Below are 17,349 nucleotides of genomic sequence, written 5' to 3' on the forward strand. Positions count from 1 at the left end.
TGCGGCGCTGCTTCGTTCTGCGACGGTTTATTTTAGTGTACCCGCGCCGCACCACGGGCGCGGTGCTACGCCCAACCTTTTAAAGCGACTTTTTCAGAAGGCGCTTTCAGGGGCGGGAGGATTACGCCTTTATCACCACGTTGGGCGAGACGACGTCGATGCCAAGCGCCTTGCCAACTGCGTAGTAGGTCAGTTGTCCGGCATGGACGTTCAGTCCCGCCAGCAGATGCGGATCATCCTGACAGGCCTGTTTCCAGCCTTTATCTGCCAATGACAACATGAACGGCATTGTTGCGTTGCCCAGTGCAATAGTCGAGGTGCGCGCTACAGCGCCCGGCATGTTGGCCACGCAGTAGTGCATTACCCCATCGACCTCATAGATCGGATCGGCATGGGTGGTCGCGCGAGAGGTTTCGAAACAACCGCCCTGATCGATGGCCACATCCACCAGCACCGCACCGGGTTTCATTGTCGACAGCTGCGCGCGTGAGACCAGCTTGGGGGCTGCTGCGCCGGGGATCAGAACCGCGCCGATGACCATATCGGCATCGCGGATCAACTCGGCAGTTGCACCGGCCGTTGAATACTGGTTCTTGAACTGGCCGCCAAACACATCGTCCAGATAGCGCAGGCGAGGCAGGGACCGATCCAGAACGGTTACATCTGCTCCCATGCCAGCGGCGATCTTCGCCGCATGGGTGCCAACCACGCCACCGCCGATCACGACGACCTTGGCCGGGCCAACCCCAGGCACGCCACCCATCAGCACACCGCGCCCGCCATTGGCCTTTTGCAAGGTCCATGACCCGACCTGAGGGGCCAGGCGCCCGGCAACTTCGGACATCGGGGCGAGCAGAGGCAGGCCACCATTGGCATCGGTTACGGTTTCATAGGCAATGGCCGTACAGCCCGATTCCAGCAGGTCATGGGTCTGAGCCGGGTCGGGGGCCAGATGCAGGTAGGTGAACAGCAACTGACCTTCGCGCAGCATCTTGCGCTCTCCGGCCTGGGGTTCTTTGACCTTCACGATCATGTCGGCGGTGGCGAACACCTCTTCTGCTGTGTCCAGAATGCGCGCGCCAGCTGCGATATAGGCGTCGTTGTCGAACCCCGCGCCGATCCCAGCACTGGTTTCGATAAGCACCTCATGCCCACGTGAGACCGCTTCCTGAGCTGCATTCGGTGTCATGCCAACGCGGAATTCCTGTGGTTTTATTTCTTTTGGGCACCCGATTTTCATGTGACCCTCCTCCGTTCATAAGCTGCCTAAATTATGTGCATTACGTGGCGCAATTTCTGTGAAACAATGCCTGCTATTGGGCTTTCTTTTGAAAGAATCCAGCGAAAGATACTGAATCAACGCAATGGATATGCGCAAATGAGCTTGGATACGACTGATCGTAAGATTCTGGCCGCCCTGCAAAAGAATGGTCGGGTTTCGAATGCGGACCTGTCCGAAAAGGTGAACCTTTCACCCTCGGCCTGCCATCGCCGGGTCCAACGGCTAGAGTTGGAGGGCTATATACGAAACTACGTGGCCTTGCTGGACGCGCGGAAGATGAATGTTCCCACAACCGTGTTTGTTGAGATCACCTTGCAAGGTCAAGCCGAAGAGGTTCTGGATGCATTCGAAAAGGCGGTGGCCCGCATTCCGGATGTGTTGGAATGCCACCTGATGGCGGGGACGGCAGATTACCTTCTGAAAGTCGTGGCCGAAAACACCGAAGATTTCGCCCGCATTCACCGCCAATATCTCTCGCGCCTGCCGGGCGTGGCGCAGATGCAAAGCTCGTTTGCCTTGCGGACGGTGTTCAAGACCACGGCCTTGCCGGTCTGATCAGGCCGGCACAGGATAGGTGAAATAGGCGAGGTGGACAAAGTTGAAGGCAAAGTGCATCGCAATCGGCACCCAAAGCCGCCCGGTCGCGGCATAGGCCAGCCCCAGACCCAAGCCCAGCACCGTGGCAAAGATCACGAGTGCTGGACCACCGCCGAAATGCGCCAAACCGAACAACAGGCTGGCTGCGACAACGCCACCAATAGGATCAAGTTTCGAACTGAACAGAGATTGTAGGTAGCCGCGAAAAAAGGCCTCTTCCGCGAAACAGGTCAGAAACAAGTTTGAAACTGCAAAAACCAACCACCAAGGGGGAAGTTTAACTTCTGGCCGCAGCGCCCCGATTGAAACAGCTGCAAGAAAGATCAGTGGCAGTAGGGCAAGCCCGATGACGAGCCACGTGGCATTGGTTTTCTGACGCGCAAACAGCATGCTGGGCCAAGCCAATAGGACCGTAAAGAATACCATTGGTTTGTCGAGGTTCAGATACATTGTAAACGCGGCGCTGTTTTCACCGGCATGGACCTGATCCAAAACAAGCAGATTGTTGAATCCAGGAACCAGATGCGCGCCCAAGGTGAAACACCACAGGATTAGAAGCGTATGCCCGGCAACTGCCATCGCGCCGCTCAGGCGTGGCAGGGTCGCGGCCCCTAGCAACCCGATCGCAATCACTGCAATCGCCCATGGCGTGATCAGATTGGCAACTGAGCTGACGCTGATGAACAGAACCAGCAGCGCCAATGCCACGCCCATCCGTCCGCTCAGCGCGGTAATCTGGGCCGCGATCAGTATCAGCCAGGGCCAGATCATCGGAAGAAGGGTCAGCACATACGCCACGGTGGCCTCGACAGTTCGACTGGCTTAGTCATGGCGCGCAGCTTTCCCTGGTGCAAGCCTTTCCAGTTGCGGCAATTCTTACGGTTGTATCCCCCGCGCGAGCGGTTCAGAATTACACGTAATGTCTTTACTTAGCAGCGGTCACCTCATCGGCGCCTGTAGTAAGATCAACTTATCCGATGACATCAGGCGGTTACACAGGCGCATTACTGTCCGCACCCGGTGAATGAAGAAGGAACAGACTTTGGCGTATGAAAACAATGACTCTCCCAAAGACTGGCTAGAGGCCGAGCTGGAAGACACGCTGGACGAAGACTTTGAGATCGAGTTCAGCGAACCCATGCTGTCGATGGAAGTGCGCAAGATCTACAAGGATCAGCATCCCGACATGCTGGATCGCAAGGTCTATTTCCGCAACCTGCTGCGCCTGCAGGCCGAGCTGATCAAGGTTCAGGATTGGGTGCAGCATACCGGGGCCAAAGTGTGCATCCTGTTCGAAGGTCGCGACAGTGCGGGCAAGGGGGGCGTGATCAAACGGATCACCCAACGCTTGAACCCTCGGGTCGCGCGTGTGGTGGCGCTGCCTGCACCCAGCCGCCGGGAACAGAGCCAGTGGTATTTCCAGCGCTATGTCCCGCATTTGCCTGCGGCGGGTGAAATCGTGTTCTTCGACCGGTCCTGGTACAACCGGGCAGGGGTTGAACGCGTCATGGGCTTTGCGACCGAGGATCAGGTCGAACAGTTCTTTCAGGACGTTCCCGAATTTGAACGGATGTTGGTTCGGTCCGGGATCATCTTGCTGAAATACTGGTTCTCGATCACCGATGAAGAACAACAGTTGCGATTCCTCATGCGGATTCACGATCCGATGAAACAGTGGAAACTGTCTCCGATGGATCTGGAATCCCGTATTCGCTGGGAATCCTACACCAAGGCCAAAGAGGACATGTTGTTTCGGACGAATATCTCTGAGGCGCCGTGGTACATTGTCGAGGGCAATGACAAAAAGCGCGAACGCCTGAACTGTATCGAGCATCTGCTGACCAAGATCCCCTATACAGACGTGCCGCAGGAGCGGGTCGATCTACCTGATCGTAGGTATAACCCTGATTACGAACGTCGCATTCTACCCGACGAGCTGTACGTTCCGAAAATCTACTAGGCGGAACGGGTCTCTGGCCCCAAAAAGCAGGGCGCGATGTCGCGCGCCCTGCCCAAGTGCCAGCCGCTAGGCGACGTCCATCATGCATTCGCCACCCATTGGGGTGAAGATCAGCATGTCATCATCGTCGGTGAAGCCCGCGACGGGTTCTTCTGTCGGCGGCGTTCCACCATCGCCTGCTTCCGAGATCAGGATCAGACCGTCATCCATTGGTACATCACCGCCGGGTTGCGCGACGGGTAGTTCGATGTCGATCCAGTCGAAATCATCGACCAGTGCCAGCACTTCGTTCAGGAATTCTTCCAGCGCCGCAACAAAGGCTTCGATATCAAAACCATTCTCAGCCGTTGGTTCAGGCGTTTCTGGCTCTTCAGGCGCCTCTGGTTCTTCCGGAGTCTCAGGTTCCACAGGTTCTTCGGGTTCCTCTGGCGTTTCGGGTTCCATGGGAGTCTCTGGTTCCTCTGGCGCTTCCGGCTCCGCAGGCGTTTCCGGTTCTTCCGGAGTTCCAGGTTCAGTTGGTGTCTCTGGTTCTTCTGGAACTTCCGGCGTCTGAGGTTCTTCGGGTGTCTCAGGCTCTTCCGGTGTTTCGGGCTCTTCGGGCATCGGCGTAGGGGTTGGGGTGGTGCCTGTATCCAGGTCCACCGTACCACCGGTTGCACCAAAGTTCTGCGTGACCATCACGGCATCAAAACCCTGCATATCGCCTGTTTCGATCCCGATCCCGATATAGTCGAAGTTCGGATTCAGGATATTGGCGCGGTGGCCCGGGCTGTTCATCAGGTTCTGATGCAGCTGAGCGACGTCGTCGCTGATGCCCGGCGCGCCGCGCTCAGATTGCCAGGCGATGTTTTCGCCCGTGCGCCAGCTGCCCGATAGATCAAACCCCGCAGCCTGCATCCGTTGCGTTGCGCTGGACCCGCCTGCGCCTGTATGGCTGAAAATATCGCGGTCCAGCATCCAGGTGCTGTGATCTTCAGAAGATTCGTTCAGGTTGGTTTCCAATTGCAGTGGGTTCAGCCCGCGGGATGTTCGCTCTTCATTGATAAGTGCGAGCATTTCGCGCTCGATTGTGCTTGCAGTCGACATAGTAGCCTCCGTTATTGATTTGGTGTCTGAGTAGACGAGAGGCTGATACAAAGACCTTTCCTGTGACGGATAGGTGGGCTGACCTGTCAGGAGAATTTGAGCATCGCAGTGCTACCGATGCGGGATTCGCTGCGCTGCAAAATGCCGGGCAAAATTCTGCCGGGGCCGAAATGGCAGCTTGCCGCACAGCATCACGCACGAGTCGGCAAGATCAAACCGGTCTTAGAAACGACAAACCCCCGGGCGGGGCCTCGGGGGTCGTCAAATAGTGTCATCCAAAGCTGGACGAGACGGGTTGCTGCTTAGAGCATACCTTCGCGCTGGGCTTTCTTGCGTGCCAGTTTACGGGCACGGCGGATCGCTTCAGCTTTCTCGCGCGCTTTTTTCTCGGACGGTTTCTCGAAATGTTGCTTCAGCTTCATTTCACGGAACACGCCTTCGCGCTGCAGCTTTTTCTTCAGGGCACGAAGCGCCTGATCGACGTTATTGTCGCGAACACTAACCTGCATGTGGTTGTCACCACCTTTCTAGATAGAGTTGCAAGGAAATTGCAGGAATTGGCCGTATAGCAAAGCCGTTCTATCTTGTCTAGTACTGGCCCCGAACACCGGAGAACCGCCATGACAGTGACCTATGAAGACGCAAAACAGCAGATGCTGGACGCGATGCTTGCCCATGTTCCGTTTGACGGATGGTCCGAAACCAGCTTTCGCGCCGCCGTTGCAGAATGCGAACTGGATGACGGTCTTGCCCGGGCGATTTGCCCGCGCGGCGCGGTTGATCTGGCGCTGGCCTATCATGCGCGTGGGGACCAGATGATGCTGGACCGGATCAAGTCTGAAGACCTCAGCGCGCTTAAGTTCCGCGAAAAGGTAGCCGCTGCTGTTCGGTTCCGGCTTGAGGCGGTCGAAGATAAGGAACTGGTCCGCCGGGGCATGACTTTGTTTGCCCTGCCAATGCATGCAGGTGACGGGGCCAAGGCTGTTTGGGGTACCTGCGATCTGATTTGGGATGCATTGGGTGACACGTCGGATGACGTAAACTGGTACACCAAGCGGGCGACGCTGTCGGGCGTCTATTCCTCGACCCTTTTGTTCTGGCTGGGGGACGATTCGCCTGATCACCAGAAGACGTGGGAGTTTCTGGACAGGCGCATTGGCGACGTGATGCAGTTTGAGAAGCTGAAGGCGCAGGTGAACAGCAACCCGTTGTTCAAACCGTTTCTGGCCGTTCCGAATTGGCTGGCGGGTCAGGTCAAGGCTCCGATGAAAATGCGAGCAGATTTGCCGGGCCTGCTGAACCCGCGCAAGTAGTCAAAGCTTGGCCTTTGCTCAGATGACAGCTAGGCATTGGGCAAAGGAGATTTGCCCATGACCCAGATGATGCGCGCTGTCGAAATCACGCAGCCCGGTGGTCCCGATGTTCTTAAGCTGACCGAACGACCGATGCCGACGGCGGAGGCCGGGCAGGTTGTTCTGAAAGTGGCCTATGCCGGTGTGAATCGCCCGGATGCGTTGCAGCGCGCAGGGGCCTATGATCCCCCGCCGGGAGCCAGCGATCTGCCGGGGCTGGAAGCCTCGGGCGAGGTAGTTGCCGTGGGCGCAGGGGTCGAGGGCTTGGCGCTGGGCGACAAGGTCTGCGCCCTGTTGCCCGGTGGCGGTTACGCCGAATACGTCGCCACACCCGCTGCGCATTGCCTGCCAGTGCCGGACAGGATGGACATGAAGCAAGCGGCTTGCCTGCCAGAGACGTTCTTTACCGTCTGGTCCAACGTGTTCACGCGCGGCGGTCTGAAACCAGGCGAGCGCTTCCTTGTTCATGGTGGGTCCAGCGGCATCGGAACCACTGCGATCCAGCTGGCCAATGCCTTTGGTGCGCGGGTCTTTGCAACTGCTGGCTCGGATGAGAAATGTGCCGCCTGCCTGAAACTTGGTGCTGAGAAGGCAATCAACTACCGCGACGAAGATTTCGTGGGTGTTATGCGCGCTGAAGGCGGGGCGAACCTGATCCTCGATATGGTGGGCGGAGACTATATCCCGCGCAACGTGAAGGCATTGGCCGAGGATGGGCGTCTGGTTCAGATCGCGTTTTTGCAGGGCCCGGTGGCTGAGTTGAATTTTGCCCTGATGATGGTGAAACGCCTGACTTTGACGGGCAGTACCTTGCGCCCGCAAAGCGATCTGGCCAAAGCCAAGATCGCACAGGACCTGCGTGAGGCCGTCTGGCCCTTGCTGGCCGCCGGTAAGGTTGCCCCGGTTATGGACAGCGAATTCCCGCTGGCCGATGCTGCGGCAGCGCATGCCCATATGGAAAGCTCGACCCATATCGGCAAGATCGTTTTGAACGTGGCGGGCTAGTGGTGATGCGCGGGGTTTGATCCGCGCGCGAACTCGCCACAGCACAAGCTCCTGATTGCTCTGTCACGCAAGCATGCTAGCTTGGGATCAGGCAAGAGGAGGTTCAGAATGCAGAATATTGCGCGCACAGTCGTTATCCACGAATTCGGCGGCCCCGAGGCCTTGCAGATCGAAGATCGGCCCCTGGGTGATCCCGGTCCGGGTGAGGTTCGTATCCGCCATCATGCCTGCGGCCTGAACTTTATCGACGTTTATCAGCGCACCGGTCTCTATCCGCTGGAGTTGCCACATGCGCTTGGGATGGAAGCATCGGGCGTGATCGAAGTGGTTGGCGACGGAGTCGCTCATCTGACACCGGGTCAGCGCGCCGCCTATGCTGCCACACCGTCAGGTGCCTATTGCGAGGCGCGGGTGATGTCGGCGGCTCAGGTCTGCCCGTTGCCAGACGGCATTTCATTCGAAGCGGCGGCGGCGATGATGCTGAAGGGCATGACCGTTGAATACCTGTTCCACCGCACCACGCCTTTGCGTCGCGGAGATACGGTGTTGTTCCATGCTGCGGCTGGGGGTGTGGGCCTGATCGCCTGCCAATGGGCGAAATCCGAAGGTATCACTCTGATCGGTACTGCCGGTACGGATGAGAAATGCGCGTTGGCCCAGTTCAACGGCGCATCGCATTGCATTAACTACCGCACCGAGAACTTCGTCGATCGTGTGGCCGAGATTACCAATGGGCGAGGCGTTGATGTAGTGATGGACTCGGTCGGCGCCGACACGTTCGAAGGGTCGCTGGACTGTCTGAAACCGCTCGGGATGATGATTTCGTTCGGCAATGCTTCGGGGCCGGTTCCGCCTGTGAATATAGGGATCTTGGGGCAGAAAGGATCGCTCAAGATCACCCGCCCGACCTTGTTTACGCATATCGGTGATCATACGATCTGTCAGGCGATGGCGCGGCGGTTGTTTGGCAAGGTCGAAGGCGGCGAGGTCAAGATACATATCGATCAGCGCTTCCCACTAGATCAGATCGCCGACGCGCACCGTGCGCTTGAGGCGCGTCAGACCACGGGTAGCACAATCTTGGACGTCTGAATAACAAAACCCGGCGACACGCGCCGGGTTTTGATCAATCTGCCGGGTTCCAAAGGGTATTCCGCTCAGAGTGGGATTTGAGCGCGGCAGGAGCATTTCTGCTCCCACCGCAAAAGTTGTCGAGTATGGGTTATTGCTGTAATTCGGCCGGAGCTTTGTCAGCGATGTTTTCCCAGTTTGCGCTGGCCTGTTCGATGAAGCCCGGAATGTCGCCTTCCCAGCGTTCCTGGATGTCCTGCGACAGGTTCAGATACAGTGTGTTGTCAACGATCTTCCAGTGGTTCGGGTCACCATCAAACTTGAAGCCCATGGCTGCACCGAAAGCGCAGTAGCCACCGTAAGCAGGCAGATACGCTTCTGGGTTCGCTTCAAACGCGGCTTTGTTTTCCTCGGATGAGAAACGATACATCGCATCATCATGCAGAGTGGTGATGCGGTAGTCGCCTTTGGTGGCTTCGCCTTCGGTAAAATACGCAACCGGGTCATAGCCCTGCATCGCCAGCCCGGTCGAGCTGGCATTGATTTCAACACCAGCGGCAAGGGTTGAAGTTGCCAGAGCAACAGACAGCGCAACGCCACCGATCAGAGATTTAAACGTGTTCATAGCTTCACCTTTCGTGAAAGAGGATGCGCGTGGTCGCCGTAATTGCGATTTGCGATCCCGGATTTTGTCCTGTGCGACCGGTAATTGGCCGTCACAGGAACTCAGGTGGGAAGCCGGATGTTCACGTTCAAAGCAATCAATTGTGATTGTGCAGAAGCGCAGAGATGCTGTTCAGAAATGTGGCTGGGTTAGCCTTCGGGTGTGAGCGCCATAACAAAGGCGACGACCTTTTGAGCAGGCATTTCACAAGGGCGCAGCAATGCTCCGCTGTTGCTGGTTTGGTAGAGGTTCAGGCTGACATAGTCCCCGCCACCAAGCTCATGCGCCACAAGCTTATGAGACTTGTTTCCTGCCATGGCCTGACGCGAGACGACATAGCGCCGATCATGGGCGCGGCCAGAGAATGTGCCCAAGGGCAATGCGAAAAAGGCGCGGGTGAACGCGTCGGTCGTGGTCACGGCTTTCCGATTTTGGGCTCAGTCCCTGCCTTGATGCGGGCTACATTGGCGTTGTGGCGCCAGTAGACCAGCAAGGTAAGCGCAATACCCAAAACGAAGGTGGACCCATCCGTCAGCACCACGATCCAGGTGGTCGACAACGCAGCCGCCGCCAGTGCGCCGATCGAGGATATCCGCCAGATCGCTGCCGCAACCAACCATGTCAGACAGCAGGCAACACCGACCCGCCAATCCAGCGCCAACCAAAGGCCAAGGAAAGTGGCCACACCCTTACCGCCCTTGAAGTTTAGCCAAACAGGATAGCAATGACCCAGAAACGCCATGAGCGCGGCAATCTGGGCTGCATCCTCACCGGCAAAGGCGCGCGCCAGCAGAACCGCAACAGCGCCTTTTGCGGCGTCAAACAGCAGGGTCAGGGCGGCAGCGGCCTTGTTGCCGGTCCGCAGCACATTGGTGGCCCCGATGTTGCCCGACCCGATCTGGCGCAGATTGCCCAGCCCCATAATCTTGGCCAGGATCAGGCCAAAGGGAATTGACCCCAAAAGGTAGCCCATGGCCGCCCACAGCAGCAATTCGGATTGTGTACTGTCAATCAGGGGCATCAAGTTCTCCGGTAGACTTCTTTGCCGGCTACATAGGTCGCAATGACCTTACCCTGCATCCGCTGCCCGTCAAATGGCGTGTTTTGCGATTTGGATCTGAGTGTAAACCGGTCCAGCACAAACGGAATATCAGGATCAAATAAAACGAGGTCGGCTGGCGCATCTTTGGACAAACGACCACTGTTCAGACCCAGACGTTTGGCCGGGTTCAGGGTCATGGCACGGAACAGGGTTGGTAGGTCCAGTTGGCCTGAATGATACAGGCGCAGCGCTGCAGGCAGCAATGTCTCCAACGCAACCGCGCCCGAGGCAGCCTCTTCAAACGGCAGGCGTTTGCTTTCCTCGTCCTGTGGGGTGTGCATCGAACTGATCGTGTCGATCAGGCCGGTCCGCACCGCCTCAATCACCGCCTGCCGGTCATCCTCTGACCGCAGCGGCGGTTTGACTTTGAAGAAGGTGCGATAGTCGGCCACGTCCAACTCATTCAGCGTCAGGTGGTGAATCGAGGTTCCGGCGGTGATGTCCAAACCATTTCGCTTGGCGCGTTCCAATGCGGGCAAGGCGCGAGCCGTCGTGATCTGATCTGCGTGATAGGCCGCGCCAGTCATCTCCAGCAGGGCGATGTCGCGGTCCAGCCCCATCCGTTCCGCTCGGGCTGACACTGCGGGCAGGCCGCGCAACGCGGCGAATTTGCCGCTGGTCGCTGCGGCCCCGGCGCTGAGGCCCGGTTCCTGAGGATGCGCGATCACCAACGCCCCGCAAGACCGTGCATAAGTCAGCGCGCGAGAGAACACCTTGGTGTTGGTCACCACATGATCGCAATCCGTAAATGCCACCGCACCGGCATCCATCAGAAACCCGATCTCGGTCATCTCGCGCCCTTCGCGTCCCTTGGTCAGGGCGGCCATGGGCAGCACGTTGACGGGCGTGTCGGCCTGAGCGCGGCGTGTTGCAAATTCCAGCGTTTCCGGCGTGTCGATGGTGGGTGTGGTATCGGGCCGCGTGACCATCGTGGTCACCCCACCAGCCGCCGCCGCGAGACCTGCGGATTTATAGCTTTCCTTGTGCCGCTCGCCCGGCTCACACACTTTGACACCGATATCGACAATGCCCGGGGCTAGGCATTTGCCATTGCAGTCCACGATCTGCCCGTCCATTGCGGGGGCATCGCCGTTGCCGTTCGCCACGATCCGCCCGTTCGAGATATGCAGCCATCCGGTCGCATCTGTCCCGTTCTCGGGGTCGATCAGGCGCGCGTTGGTAAACAAAACGGTGCTCATGGCAAGGCCCTTTCGATAGCGGCTTTGGTGGCGGCGGAGTTCGCTTGATATTTGATCAGGTGCTTGTCGCCGCTTTTGGTCACAAGCTGGACGAAGCTGCCCATGGTGTTCACGGCCTCAATCTGGGTCAGCGCAACCTTGCGCGGGCCGGGACCCGTCAGCAAAGTATCGGTCATTTCCCATTTGGCGGTCAGCTCTTCCGAAGCCAGATACCATGCGCGCAGGCCGATGGCGGCAAGTCCAGCAGGCGCACCGGTCCAAACATAGGGGTTTCCGATCAACCAGAGTACGGCCATCGCCCCGGCCATTGCCACGGCGGCCAGCCAGGCGTTGGTGCGAATATACGCCCCCTTGTCAGGGGTAAAGATCACAGGATCAGCCACAGCGCACCTCCGATCACCAGCAAGATGAACACGGCCAGCACGGCCGAGCCCATTTGGCGCGGCCTGTCGTCTTGCGCCGGTGTCTGCGGCGCCGAAAACGGCTTGGCGCTTTCGGTTTCGATCCGACCGCCGCTCCAGTTTGTGGCCTCTTCGGTGAACAGGCCAATCAACTGCACGCGCGGATCAAGCGTAAGCACTGCAGGCTGTCCTTTGAACGCGGCGCTGCGCAGAGCCATTACCCAGCCTTCGACCGCATCAAGCGCCGCGCGATCCAATTGATCTTCGGGCACGCCACACCCTTCGTTCAGATAGCCCCAAAGGCCCAGGTCTTCGAGGTCGGACATAGGAAAGATGTCGATCTGTTCAAGGTCCAGATCCGCGACCCCTAAAACCTGATCAACAGCACCCGGTTCGCGCAGGAACTTGGCCTCTTCCGGGCGCATGTTCAGGGCAAACAGGCGGATGACGCCGCGTTCGTGGGGAAGGGCGATCAGTTCGCTCATGCGGCCTCGCGCAGGTTGCGGGCCAGCAGTTCCATGGCGGCCATGCGGACTGCGACGCCCATCTCGACCTGTTCCTGAATGACCGATCGGTTGATGTCATCCGCCAGAGTGCCATCAATCTCGACCCCCCGGTTCATCGGGCCCGGGTGCATGACGATGGCGTTAGGTTTGGCTTGCGCAAGCTTCACTGCATCGAGGCCATAGCGGTGATAGTACTCGCGCTCTGACGGGATGAACCCGCCATCCATCCGCTCTTTCTGAAGGCGCAGCATCATGACCACATCCACATCCCGCAGGCCTTCGGTCATATCGTCATAAATCTCGGCCCCGAACTCGGCGAATTGCGCAGGCACCAGCGTAGGTGGCCCGATCAGACGGATGCGGTTCTCCATCTTGCCCAGCAGGATCAAGTTCGAACGTGCAACGCGGGAATGGGCCACATCGCCGCAAATGGCGATGTTCAGGCGGTGCAAGCGCCCCTTGGCGCGGCGGATGGTCAACGCATCCAACAGCGCCTGTGTCGGATGTTCGTGCCGCCCGTCGCCTGCATTCAGCACAGCGCAATTCACCTTTTGCGCCAGCAGATCGACGGCGCCGGATTGCGGATGCCGCACCACCAGCAGGTCGGGATGCATCGCGTTCAATGTCATCGCTGTATCAATCAGGGTTTCGCCCTTTTTGATCGAACTGGCCTGCATCGCCATATTCATCACATCTGCACCCAGACGCTTGCCCGCGATCTCAAAGCTCGCTTGCGTGCGGGTCGAGTTTTCAAAGAACATATTGATCTGGGTCAGCCCGGACAGCACATCCGAGTGCTTGGTCGACTGACGGTTCAGATCCACATAGGTCTCTGCCAGGTCGAGAATGGCGGTGATATCGGATTGCGACAGATGCTCGATGCCAAGAAGGTGACGATGGGCGAAACGCATGGGCGGGCTCCTGTCTGACAATCGGACCGCTTATAGAAAGCCGCGCCGGGCAAGGCAACCTAAGGTTCTGTGCTGTCGGGCAGTTTCTGGCATCCCCCCTTTGGCAGACATTGTTCGCCCGGTTTGCACCACTTGCCGTACCCGCAATCGATGGCTTTGACAGGGACACAGCCCTGATTTCTGGAGCATTTGAAACCCTGACGACACTGAGACCCGGTTTTTTCGCATAGGTACCATCCGGGACGCGAGCATCCGCCTTGCGGCATGCAGTAAGATCCGCGAGCGCATATCCGGCCATCAGAGCAGGGCTGCGGCAGGTTCAGATCGATATCGGGTCGGATCAGCTCGCATTCACCACGACCATTGCATCGGTTGCCACTGGGGCAATCGAGGCTTGAATTGCAGGCATTTGCACCTTGCGGTGCGCATCGCGTTCCGCCCGCGACACAGCGCTCGAACGGGCCACAGCTGCGCCCACCACCGCAATAGGTACCGCCCGGTGGGATGCAGTGGCCATCAAAGCTGCACCTCTGCCCGCCCGAGCAGCAGCGGCTGCCACAGGCGAATTGACCCCCGCGGCATTGGTCATTGCCGATGGAAAGCTGCGCCTGCAGCGGGCCGGCTGGGGCGTTCAGCAGCAGAGCAATCAGAAGGAATCGCAAGATCGATGGCATAACAGGATCATGGTCGGTGCGACCCAGCGCCGTGGCAAGGTCTATTCGCTTTCCATCGGTCAAAAGCCGGTTAGATTGTGGGATATGGAATCGGGCATGGATTATCACACCGCACGGGCGCTGTTGGACTGGCAGATCGAACTGGGCGTGACCGAGGCGATTGGAGACGTGCCAATCGACCGGTATGCGCTGCCCGATACTGCGCCCAAGTCAAAAAAACCGGCCAGCCCCGAGGCCGCGCCCGAGAAACCCAAGCAGGTTGATCCAGTTGCCATCGCAAAATCCGCAGCACAAAGCGCCGGATCACTGGATGAATTGCGCGCGGCGATGGACGCATTTGAGCATTGTGAGTTAAAGCGCGGTGCGCGGCAGTTGGTGTTTGCCGATGGTACGCCCGGTGCGCGCGTGATGATCATCGGAGAGGCTCCGGGCCGAGATGAAGACCGCGAAGGTAAGCCCTTTGTCGGGCGTGCGGGTCAGTTGCTGGATCGGATGTTGGCGGCGATTGATCTGGATCGCACGCAGAACGCCTACATCACCAACGTGTTGCCCTGGCGCCCCCCGCAGAACCGCGATCCGAAGCCGGAAGAGATCGGCATGATGAAGCCGTTTCTGGAACGCCATGTGGCGCTGGCCAAGCCCGAGGTTTTGGTGGTGATGGGCAATATCAGTTGTCAGGCCGTTCTGGGAAAACGCGGAATCACGCGGCTGCGCGGTACTTGGGAACACGCGTTGGATTTGCCGGTGATCCCGATGTTCCACCCCGCCTACCTACTGCGCCAGCCACAGATGAAACGAGAGGCCTGGGCCGATCTGTTGGAGTTGAAAGCACAGCTGGGGGCAGGGTGATGCGCATTCTGGCCTTTTCAGACCTTCACATGGCGCGCAACCGGGCGGCTGATCTGGTGGAGGCCAGCGCGCAGGCCGATCTGGTGATTGGGGCCGGGGACTACTGCAATATGCGCCAGGGACTGGACGAGGCTATGCAGATGCTGTCGGGTATCTCGGCCCCGCTGGTGCTGGTGCCGGGAAATGCGGAAAGCGCGGATGAGCTGACCGATGCTGCGCCAGATAGCGCCCATGTCCTGCATGGCACCGGAATGACGGTCGATGGAATATACCTGTTCGGGCTGGGCTACGGAGTACCCGCCACGCCGTTTGGCGATTGGTCCTGTGATCTGTCCGAGCCAGAGGCTTCGGAACTGCTGGATCGCTGTGACACTGCCGATATTCTGATCGTGCATTCTCCGCCCAAAGGACACGGGGACGTAACATCGCAAGATTCCTCCGTCGGCTCGGTGGCCGTGCGCGATGCGGTGGAACGGCTTCAGCCCAAGCTGGTCTTCTGTGGTCACATCCATGATAGCTGGGGGTATCGTGGTAGTCTTGGACGAACGCAGATCGCCAATCTGGGGCCCAAAGTGAACTGGTTCGAGGTGCTCTGAATGATCGATCAAGACAAAGATTTTATCCCTGTCCGCATTGCTGTCCTAACAGTTTCGGACACGCGATCGCTTGACGAAGATCGATCCGGCCAAACGTTGGTCGATCGGATCGAAGCGGCGGGCCACGCCGTTGCAGATCGGCAGATCTTACCCGATGAGCGCGCGCAGATCGCGGATCAGCTGCGCGTATGGATCGCGGATCCTCAGATCGATGTTGTGATCTCGACCGGAGGCACGGGCCTGACCGGGCGCGATGTGACTGTCGAAGCGCATCGCGACGTCTATGAGAAAGAGATCGATGCCTTTGGAACCGTCTTCACCATTCTGTCGATGGAGAAGATCGGAACCTCGGCCGTGCAGTCCCGCGCCACAGGCGGTGTTGCTGGCGGCACCTATCTGTTTGCCCTGCCGGGCAGCCCGGGTGCGTGCAAGGATGCCTGGGACGGTATTTTGGAGAAACAATTCGACTACCGTCATCGCCCCTGCAACTTTGTGGAAATAATGCCGCGATTGGACGAACATCTGCGACGGAAGTAGACTGCTCGTACGTTTAACACCTTTTAACCGCATTGTGGCTTGGCATATTTCACGGTCCGGCTACATTTTGCACAAGGCAGCCCATTGCAACCGGGGTAAGTGAGAATGCGTTTTCTAAGGCAGAGTCTTGTCGGTGTCTTTCTGGCGTCGCTGACGTTGGCTTTGCTGTTTGTCGCTGTCCAGATGATCACAGGTGCTGTGCAAGACGTGATTGCGCGCGACACCGCAAAACCCCCGGCGCGCGAGCGTGTTTTCACAGTGTCGGTCAGAACAGCCGAGTTGCAGACCGTAACGCCCTATCTGGAAGCCTTTGGTGAGGTGCAAAGCCGCCGCCGGCTTGAACTGCGCGCGGCGCTGGGTGGTCGCGTGATCTCTCTGGCGGATGACTTCGAGGATGGTGGGACGGTCACAGCGGGTGAGGTGCTGGTCGAGCTGGACCCTGCAGATACGCAATCCGCCTTGGACCGGGCCAAATCCGATCTGCTGGATGCGCAGTTTGAGGAACGCGATGCGGAACGGTCCTTGCTGCTGGCGCAGGATGAGTTGAAGTCCGCAGAAGCGCAGGCAGAGCTGCGCGAACGCGCCCTGCAAAGGCAACGCGACTTGGAATCCCGAGGTGTGGGCGCGACTGCGAGCGTGGAAGAGGCCGAATTGTCGGCCACCTCGGCCCAGCAATCTGTTCTGGCGCGTCGTATCGCCCTGGCGCAGGCTGAATCGCGTGTAGATCAGGCCACCACGCTTTTGGCGCGCGCGCGGATTGCGCTTGAAGCGGCAGAACGCGATCTGGATGATATGACCATTCGGGCCGGGTTCGGCGGCACACTGACCGATGTCACATTGGTCGAAGGACGACTGGTTGCCGCCAACGAAAAACTGGCTGAGCTGGTAGACCCTGATGCATTGGAAGTCGCCTTCCGGGTTTCGACGGCCCAATTTGTCCGCTTGCTGGGTGAGGATGGCAGCCTGATCAACGCACCGGTGACCATATCGCTTGAGGTCACGGGGGCCGACCTGACCGCAACAGGCCAGATCAGTCGCGACAGCGGATCAGCGGGCGAGGGGCAGACAGGTCGTCTGATCTTTGCACGATTGGATAGCGCCTCGGGCTTCAAACCAGGGGATTTTGTGACGGTCACCGTTCAGGAACAGGCGGTCGACGCCGTTGTGCGTTTGCCCTCATCCGTTCTGGATGCGGCGGGCACGGTTTTGGTGCTGGGCGCGGATGATCGTCTGGAAACCCTGCCGGTGCAATTGATCCGACGGCAGGGTGATGAGGTTTTGCTGCGCGGCGATGGCCTGGAAGGCCGCGAGGTTGTGATTGGCCGTACTCCGTTGCTGGGCTCGGGCGTGCGCGTGCGCCCCCTGCGGGTTGAGGAAAGCGCCGACGCGGATATGGTCGAGTTGACGGATACGCAGCGCGCGCAGCTTGTCGCGCAGGTTGAGGCCAGCGAAGGTATGCCTCAGGATGTCAAAACCCGAATGCTGGGTCAGTTGGAAGCGGCGCAAGTGCCTGCCTCGCTGGTTCGTCGTATTGAAAACCGGGCCGGGGGCTAAGCG

The 17,349-nt window shown here is 58.8% G+C and carries 21 protein-coding genes; 9 read left to right on the forward strand and 12 right to left on the reverse strand.

Annotated elements, in window-relative coordinates; all coding sequences use genetic code 11:
* Positions 1-121: 121 nt before the first annotated feature.
* Positions 122-1,240 (reverse strand): alanine dehydrogenase, encoded by a 1,119-nt coding sequence (gene ald / locus ACR0JE_RS11935; protein WP_480864314.1) that lies wholly within the window; start codon positions 1,238-1,240, stop codon positions 122-124.
* Between the two features lie 138 nt (positions 1,241-1,378).
* Here ald and ACR0JE_RS11940 point away from each other — a divergent pair, with 138 nt between their 5' ends.
* A complete protein-coding gene (locus ACR0JE_RS11940; protein ID WP_480544424.1) occupies positions 1,379-1,837 on the forward strand; it encodes an Lrp/AsnC family transcriptional regulator in 459 nt (152 codons plus the stop codon).
* Here ACR0JE_RS11940 and ACR0JE_RS11945 read toward each other — a convergent pair whose 3' ends face one another.
* Positions 1,838-2,677 carry a CPBP family intramembrane glutamic endopeptidase gene (locus tag ACR0JE_RS11945; protein ID WP_480864315.1) on the reverse strand — a complete coding sequence of 280 codons (840 nt, stop codon included), beginning with the start codon at positions 2,675-2,677 and terminating at the stop codon, positions 1,838-1,840. It lies immediately after the preceding gene.
* Between the two features lie 226 nt (positions 2,678-2,903).
* Between ACR0JE_RS11945 and ppk2 the strand changes: the two genes are divergently transcribed.
* Positions 2,904-3,839, forward strand: a complete 936-nt coding sequence (gene ppk2 / locus ACR0JE_RS11950) for a polyphosphate kinase 2 (RefSeq protein WP_353013533.1) — start codon at positions 2,904-2,906, stop codon at positions 3,837-3,839.
* 66 nt (positions 3,840-3,905) lie between these two features.
* On the opposite strand, the gene ACR0JE_RS11955 is transcribed toward ppk2, so the two are convergent.
* Positions 3,906-4,925: a CAP domain-containing protein gene (locus ACR0JE_RS11955; protein ID WP_480864316.1), complete on the reverse strand. Its 1,020-nt coding sequence runs from the start codon at positions 4,923-4,925 to the stop codon at positions 3,906-3,908.
* A gap of 302 nt (positions 4,926-5,227) precedes the next feature.
* Complete coding sequence (rpsU, locus tag ACR0JE_RS11960; RefSeq protein ID WP_008207378.1) at positions 5,228-5,434, reverse strand: 30S ribosomal protein S21; 207 nt, start codon at positions 5,432-5,434, stop codon at positions 5,228-5,230.
* A gap of 111 nt (positions 5,435-5,545) precedes the next feature.
* Here rpsU and ACR0JE_RS11965 point away from each other — a divergent pair, with 111 nt between their 5' ends.
* From ACR0JE_RS11965 to ACR0JE_RS11975, 3 genes are all read left to right on the forward strand, one after another.
* Positions 5,546-6,238 (forward strand): COQ9 family protein, encoded by a 693-nt coding sequence (locus ACR0JE_RS11965; protein WP_480544420.1) that lies wholly within the window; start codon positions 5,546-5,548, stop codon positions 6,236-6,238.
* Between the two features lie 57 nt (positions 6,239-6,295).
* Positions 6,296-7,282 carry an NAD(P)H-quinone oxidoreductase gene (locus ACR0JE_RS11970; protein WP_480864317.1) on the forward strand — a complete coding sequence of 329 codons (987 nt, stop codon included), beginning with the start codon at positions 6,296-6,298 and terminating at the stop codon, positions 7,280-7,282.
* 108 nt (positions 7,283-7,390) lie between these two features.
* Entirely contained in the window at positions 7,391-8,374 is a 984-nt protein-coding gene (locus ACR0JE_RS11975) for a quinone oxidoreductase family protein (RefSeq protein ID WP_480864318.1), read from the forward strand.
* A gap of 130 nt (positions 8,375-8,504) precedes the next feature.
* On the opposite strand, the gene ACR0JE_RS11980 is transcribed toward ACR0JE_RS11975, so the two are convergent.
* From ACR0JE_RS11980 to ACR0JE_RS12015, 8 genes are all read right to left on the reverse strand, one after another.
* Positions 8,505-8,978 carry a YHS domain-containing (seleno)protein gene (locus tag ACR0JE_RS11980; protein WP_353013544.1) on the reverse strand — a complete coding sequence of 158 codons (474 nt, stop codon included), beginning with the start codon at positions 8,976-8,978 and terminating at the stop codon, positions 8,505-8,507.
* 188 nt (positions 8,979-9,166) lie between these two features.
* Complete coding sequence (locus tag ACR0JE_RS11985; protein ID WP_480864319.1) at positions 9,167-9,436, reverse strand: hypothetical protein; 270 nt, start codon at positions 9,434-9,436, stop codon at positions 9,167-9,169.
* Positions 9,433-10,038: a glycerol-3-phosphate 1-O-acyltransferase PlsY gene (gene plsY / locus ACR0JE_RS11990; RefSeq protein WP_170535701.1), complete on the reverse strand. Its 606-nt coding sequence runs from the start codon at positions 10,036-10,038 to the stop codon at positions 9,433-9,435. The genes ACR0JE_RS11985 and plsY overlap by 4 nt, the downstream gene beginning before the upstream one ends.
* A complete protein-coding gene (pyrC, locus tag ACR0JE_RS11995) occupies positions 10,038-11,318 on the reverse strand; it encodes a dihydroorotase (RefSeq protein ID WP_480864320.1) in 1,281 nt (426 codons plus the stop codon). Before pyrC ends, plsY begins: the two co-directional genes overlap by 1 nt.
* A complete protein-coding gene (locus ACR0JE_RS12000; protein ID WP_480827888.1) occupies positions 11,315-11,701 on the reverse strand; it encodes a hypothetical protein in 387 nt (128 codons plus the stop codon). Before ACR0JE_RS12000 ends, pyrC begins: the two co-directional genes overlap by 4 nt.
* Complete coding sequence (locus ACR0JE_RS12005) at positions 11,686-12,204, reverse strand: hypothetical protein (RefSeq protein ID WP_480827889.1); 519 nt, start codon at positions 12,202-12,204, stop codon at positions 11,686-11,688. The genes ACR0JE_RS12000 and ACR0JE_RS12005 overlap by 16 nt, the downstream gene beginning before the upstream one ends.
* Positions 12,201-13,136, reverse strand: coding sequence for an aspartate carbamoyltransferase catalytic subunit (locus ACR0JE_RS12010; protein WP_480827890.1), 936 nt, complete (start codon positions 13,134-13,136; stop codon positions 12,201-12,203). The genes ACR0JE_RS12005 and ACR0JE_RS12010 overlap by 4 nt, the downstream gene beginning before the upstream one ends.
* Before the next feature lie 340 nt (positions 13,137-13,476).
* Positions 13,477-13,653 carry a hypothetical protein gene (locus ACR0JE_RS12015; RefSeq protein ID WP_480864321.1) on the reverse strand — a complete coding sequence of 59 codons (177 nt, stop codon included), beginning with the start codon at positions 13,651-13,653 and terminating at the stop codon, positions 13,477-13,479.
* Between the two features lie 241 nt (positions 13,654-13,894).
* On the opposite strand from ACR0JE_RS12015, the gene ACR0JE_RS12020 reads away from it, so the two are divergent.
* From ACR0JE_RS12020 to ACR0JE_RS12035, 4 genes are all read left to right on the forward strand, one after another.
* Positions 13,895-14,659 carry a uracil-DNA glycosylase gene (locus ACR0JE_RS12020; protein ID WP_480864397.1) on the forward strand — a complete coding sequence of 255 codons (765 nt, stop codon included), beginning with the start codon at positions 13,895-13,897 and terminating at the stop codon, positions 14,657-14,659.
* Positions 14,659-15,255: a metallophosphoesterase family protein gene (locus tag ACR0JE_RS12025; RefSeq protein WP_480864322.1), complete on the forward strand. Its 597-nt coding sequence runs from the start codon at positions 14,659-14,661 to the stop codon at positions 15,253-15,255. Before ACR0JE_RS12020 ends, ACR0JE_RS12025 begins: the two co-directional genes overlap by 1 nt.
* Entirely contained in the window at positions 15,256-15,792 is a 537-nt protein-coding gene (moaB, locus tag ACR0JE_RS12030) for a molybdenum cofactor biosynthesis protein B (protein ID WP_480827892.1), read from the forward strand.
* A 105-nt stretch (positions 15,793-15,897) separates the two neighbouring features.
* Entirely contained in the window at positions 15,898-17,346 is a 1,449-nt protein-coding gene (locus tag ACR0JE_RS12035) for an efflux RND transporter periplasmic adaptor subunit (RefSeq protein WP_480864323.1), read from the forward strand.
* Positions 17,347-17,349: the final 3 nt, after the last annotated feature.

The sequence above is a fragment of the Ruegeria sp. H3 genome (assembly GCF_056533095.1).

Excerpts from the sequence above, each read along its gene's own strand:
- ald (WP_480864314.1), bottom strand. The coding sequence starts at position 1,240 with ATGAAAATCGGGTGCCCAAAAGAAATAAAACCACAGGAATTCCGCGTT.
- ACR0JE_RS11940 (WP_480544424.1), top strand. The coding sequence starts at position 1,379 with ATGAGCTTGGATACGACTGATCGTAAGATTCTGGCCGCCCTGCAAAAG.
- ppk2 (WP_353013533.1), top strand. The coding sequence starts at position 2,904 with ATGAAGAAGGAACAGACTTTGGCGTATGAAAACAATGACTCTCCCAAA.
- ACR0JE_RS11955 (WP_480864316.1), bottom strand. The coding sequence starts at position 4,925 with ATGTCGACTGCAAGCACAATCGAGCGCGAAATGCTCGCACTTATCAAT.
- rpsU (WP_008207378.1), bottom strand. The coding sequence starts at position 5,434 with ATGCAGGTTAGTGTTCGCGACAATAACGTCGATCAGGCGCTTCGTGCC.
- ACR0JE_RS11965 (WP_480544420.1), top strand. The coding sequence starts at position 5,546 with ATGACAGTGACCTATGAAGACGCAAAACAGCAGATGCTGGACGCGATG.
- ACR0JE_RS11970 (WP_480864317.1), top strand. The coding sequence starts at position 6,296 with ATGACCCAGATGATGCGCGCTGTCGAAATCACGCAGCCCGGTGGTCCC.
- ACR0JE_RS11975 (WP_480864318.1), top strand. The coding sequence starts at position 7,391 with ATGCAGAATATTGCGCGCACAGTCGTTATCCACGAATTCGGCGGCCCC.
- ACR0JE_RS11980 (WP_353013544.1), bottom strand. The coding sequence starts at position 8,978 with ATGAACACGTTTAAATCTCTGATCGGTGGCGTTGCGCTGTCTGTTGCT.
- plsY (WP_170535701.1), bottom strand. The coding sequence starts at position 10,038 with ATGCCCCTGATTGACAGTACACAATCCGAATTGCTGCTGTGGGCGGCC.
- pyrC (WP_480864320.1), bottom strand. The coding sequence starts at position 11,318 with ATGAGCACCGTTTTGTTTACCAACGCGCGCCTGATCGACCCCGAGAAC.
- ACR0JE_RS12005 (WP_480827889.1), bottom strand. The coding sequence starts at position 12,204 with ATGAGCGAACTGATCGCCCTTCCCCACGAACGCGGCGTCATCCGCCTG.
- ACR0JE_RS12010 (WP_480827890.1), bottom strand. The coding sequence starts at position 13,136 with ATGCGTTTCGCCCATCGTCACCTTCTTGGCATCGAGCATCTGTCGCAA.
- ACR0JE_RS12015 (WP_480864321.1), bottom strand. The coding sequence starts at position 13,653 with ATGGCCACTGCATCCCACCGGGCGGTACCTATTGCGGTGGTGGGCGCA.
- ACR0JE_RS12020 (WP_480864397.1), top strand. The coding sequence starts at position 13,895 with ATGGAATCGGGCATGGATTATCACACCGCACGGGCGCTGTTGGACTGG.
- ACR0JE_RS12025 (WP_480864322.1), top strand. The coding sequence starts at position 14,659 with ATGCGCATTCTGGCCTTTTCAGACCTTCACATGGCGCGCAACCGGGCG.
- moaB (WP_480827892.1), top strand. The coding sequence starts at position 15,256 with ATGATCGATCAAGACAAAGATTTTATCCCTGTCCGCATTGCTGTCCTA.
- ACR0JE_RS12035 (WP_480864323.1), top strand. The coding sequence starts at position 15,898 with ATGCGTTTTCTAAGGCAGAGTCTTGTCGGTGTCTTTCTGGCGTCGCTG.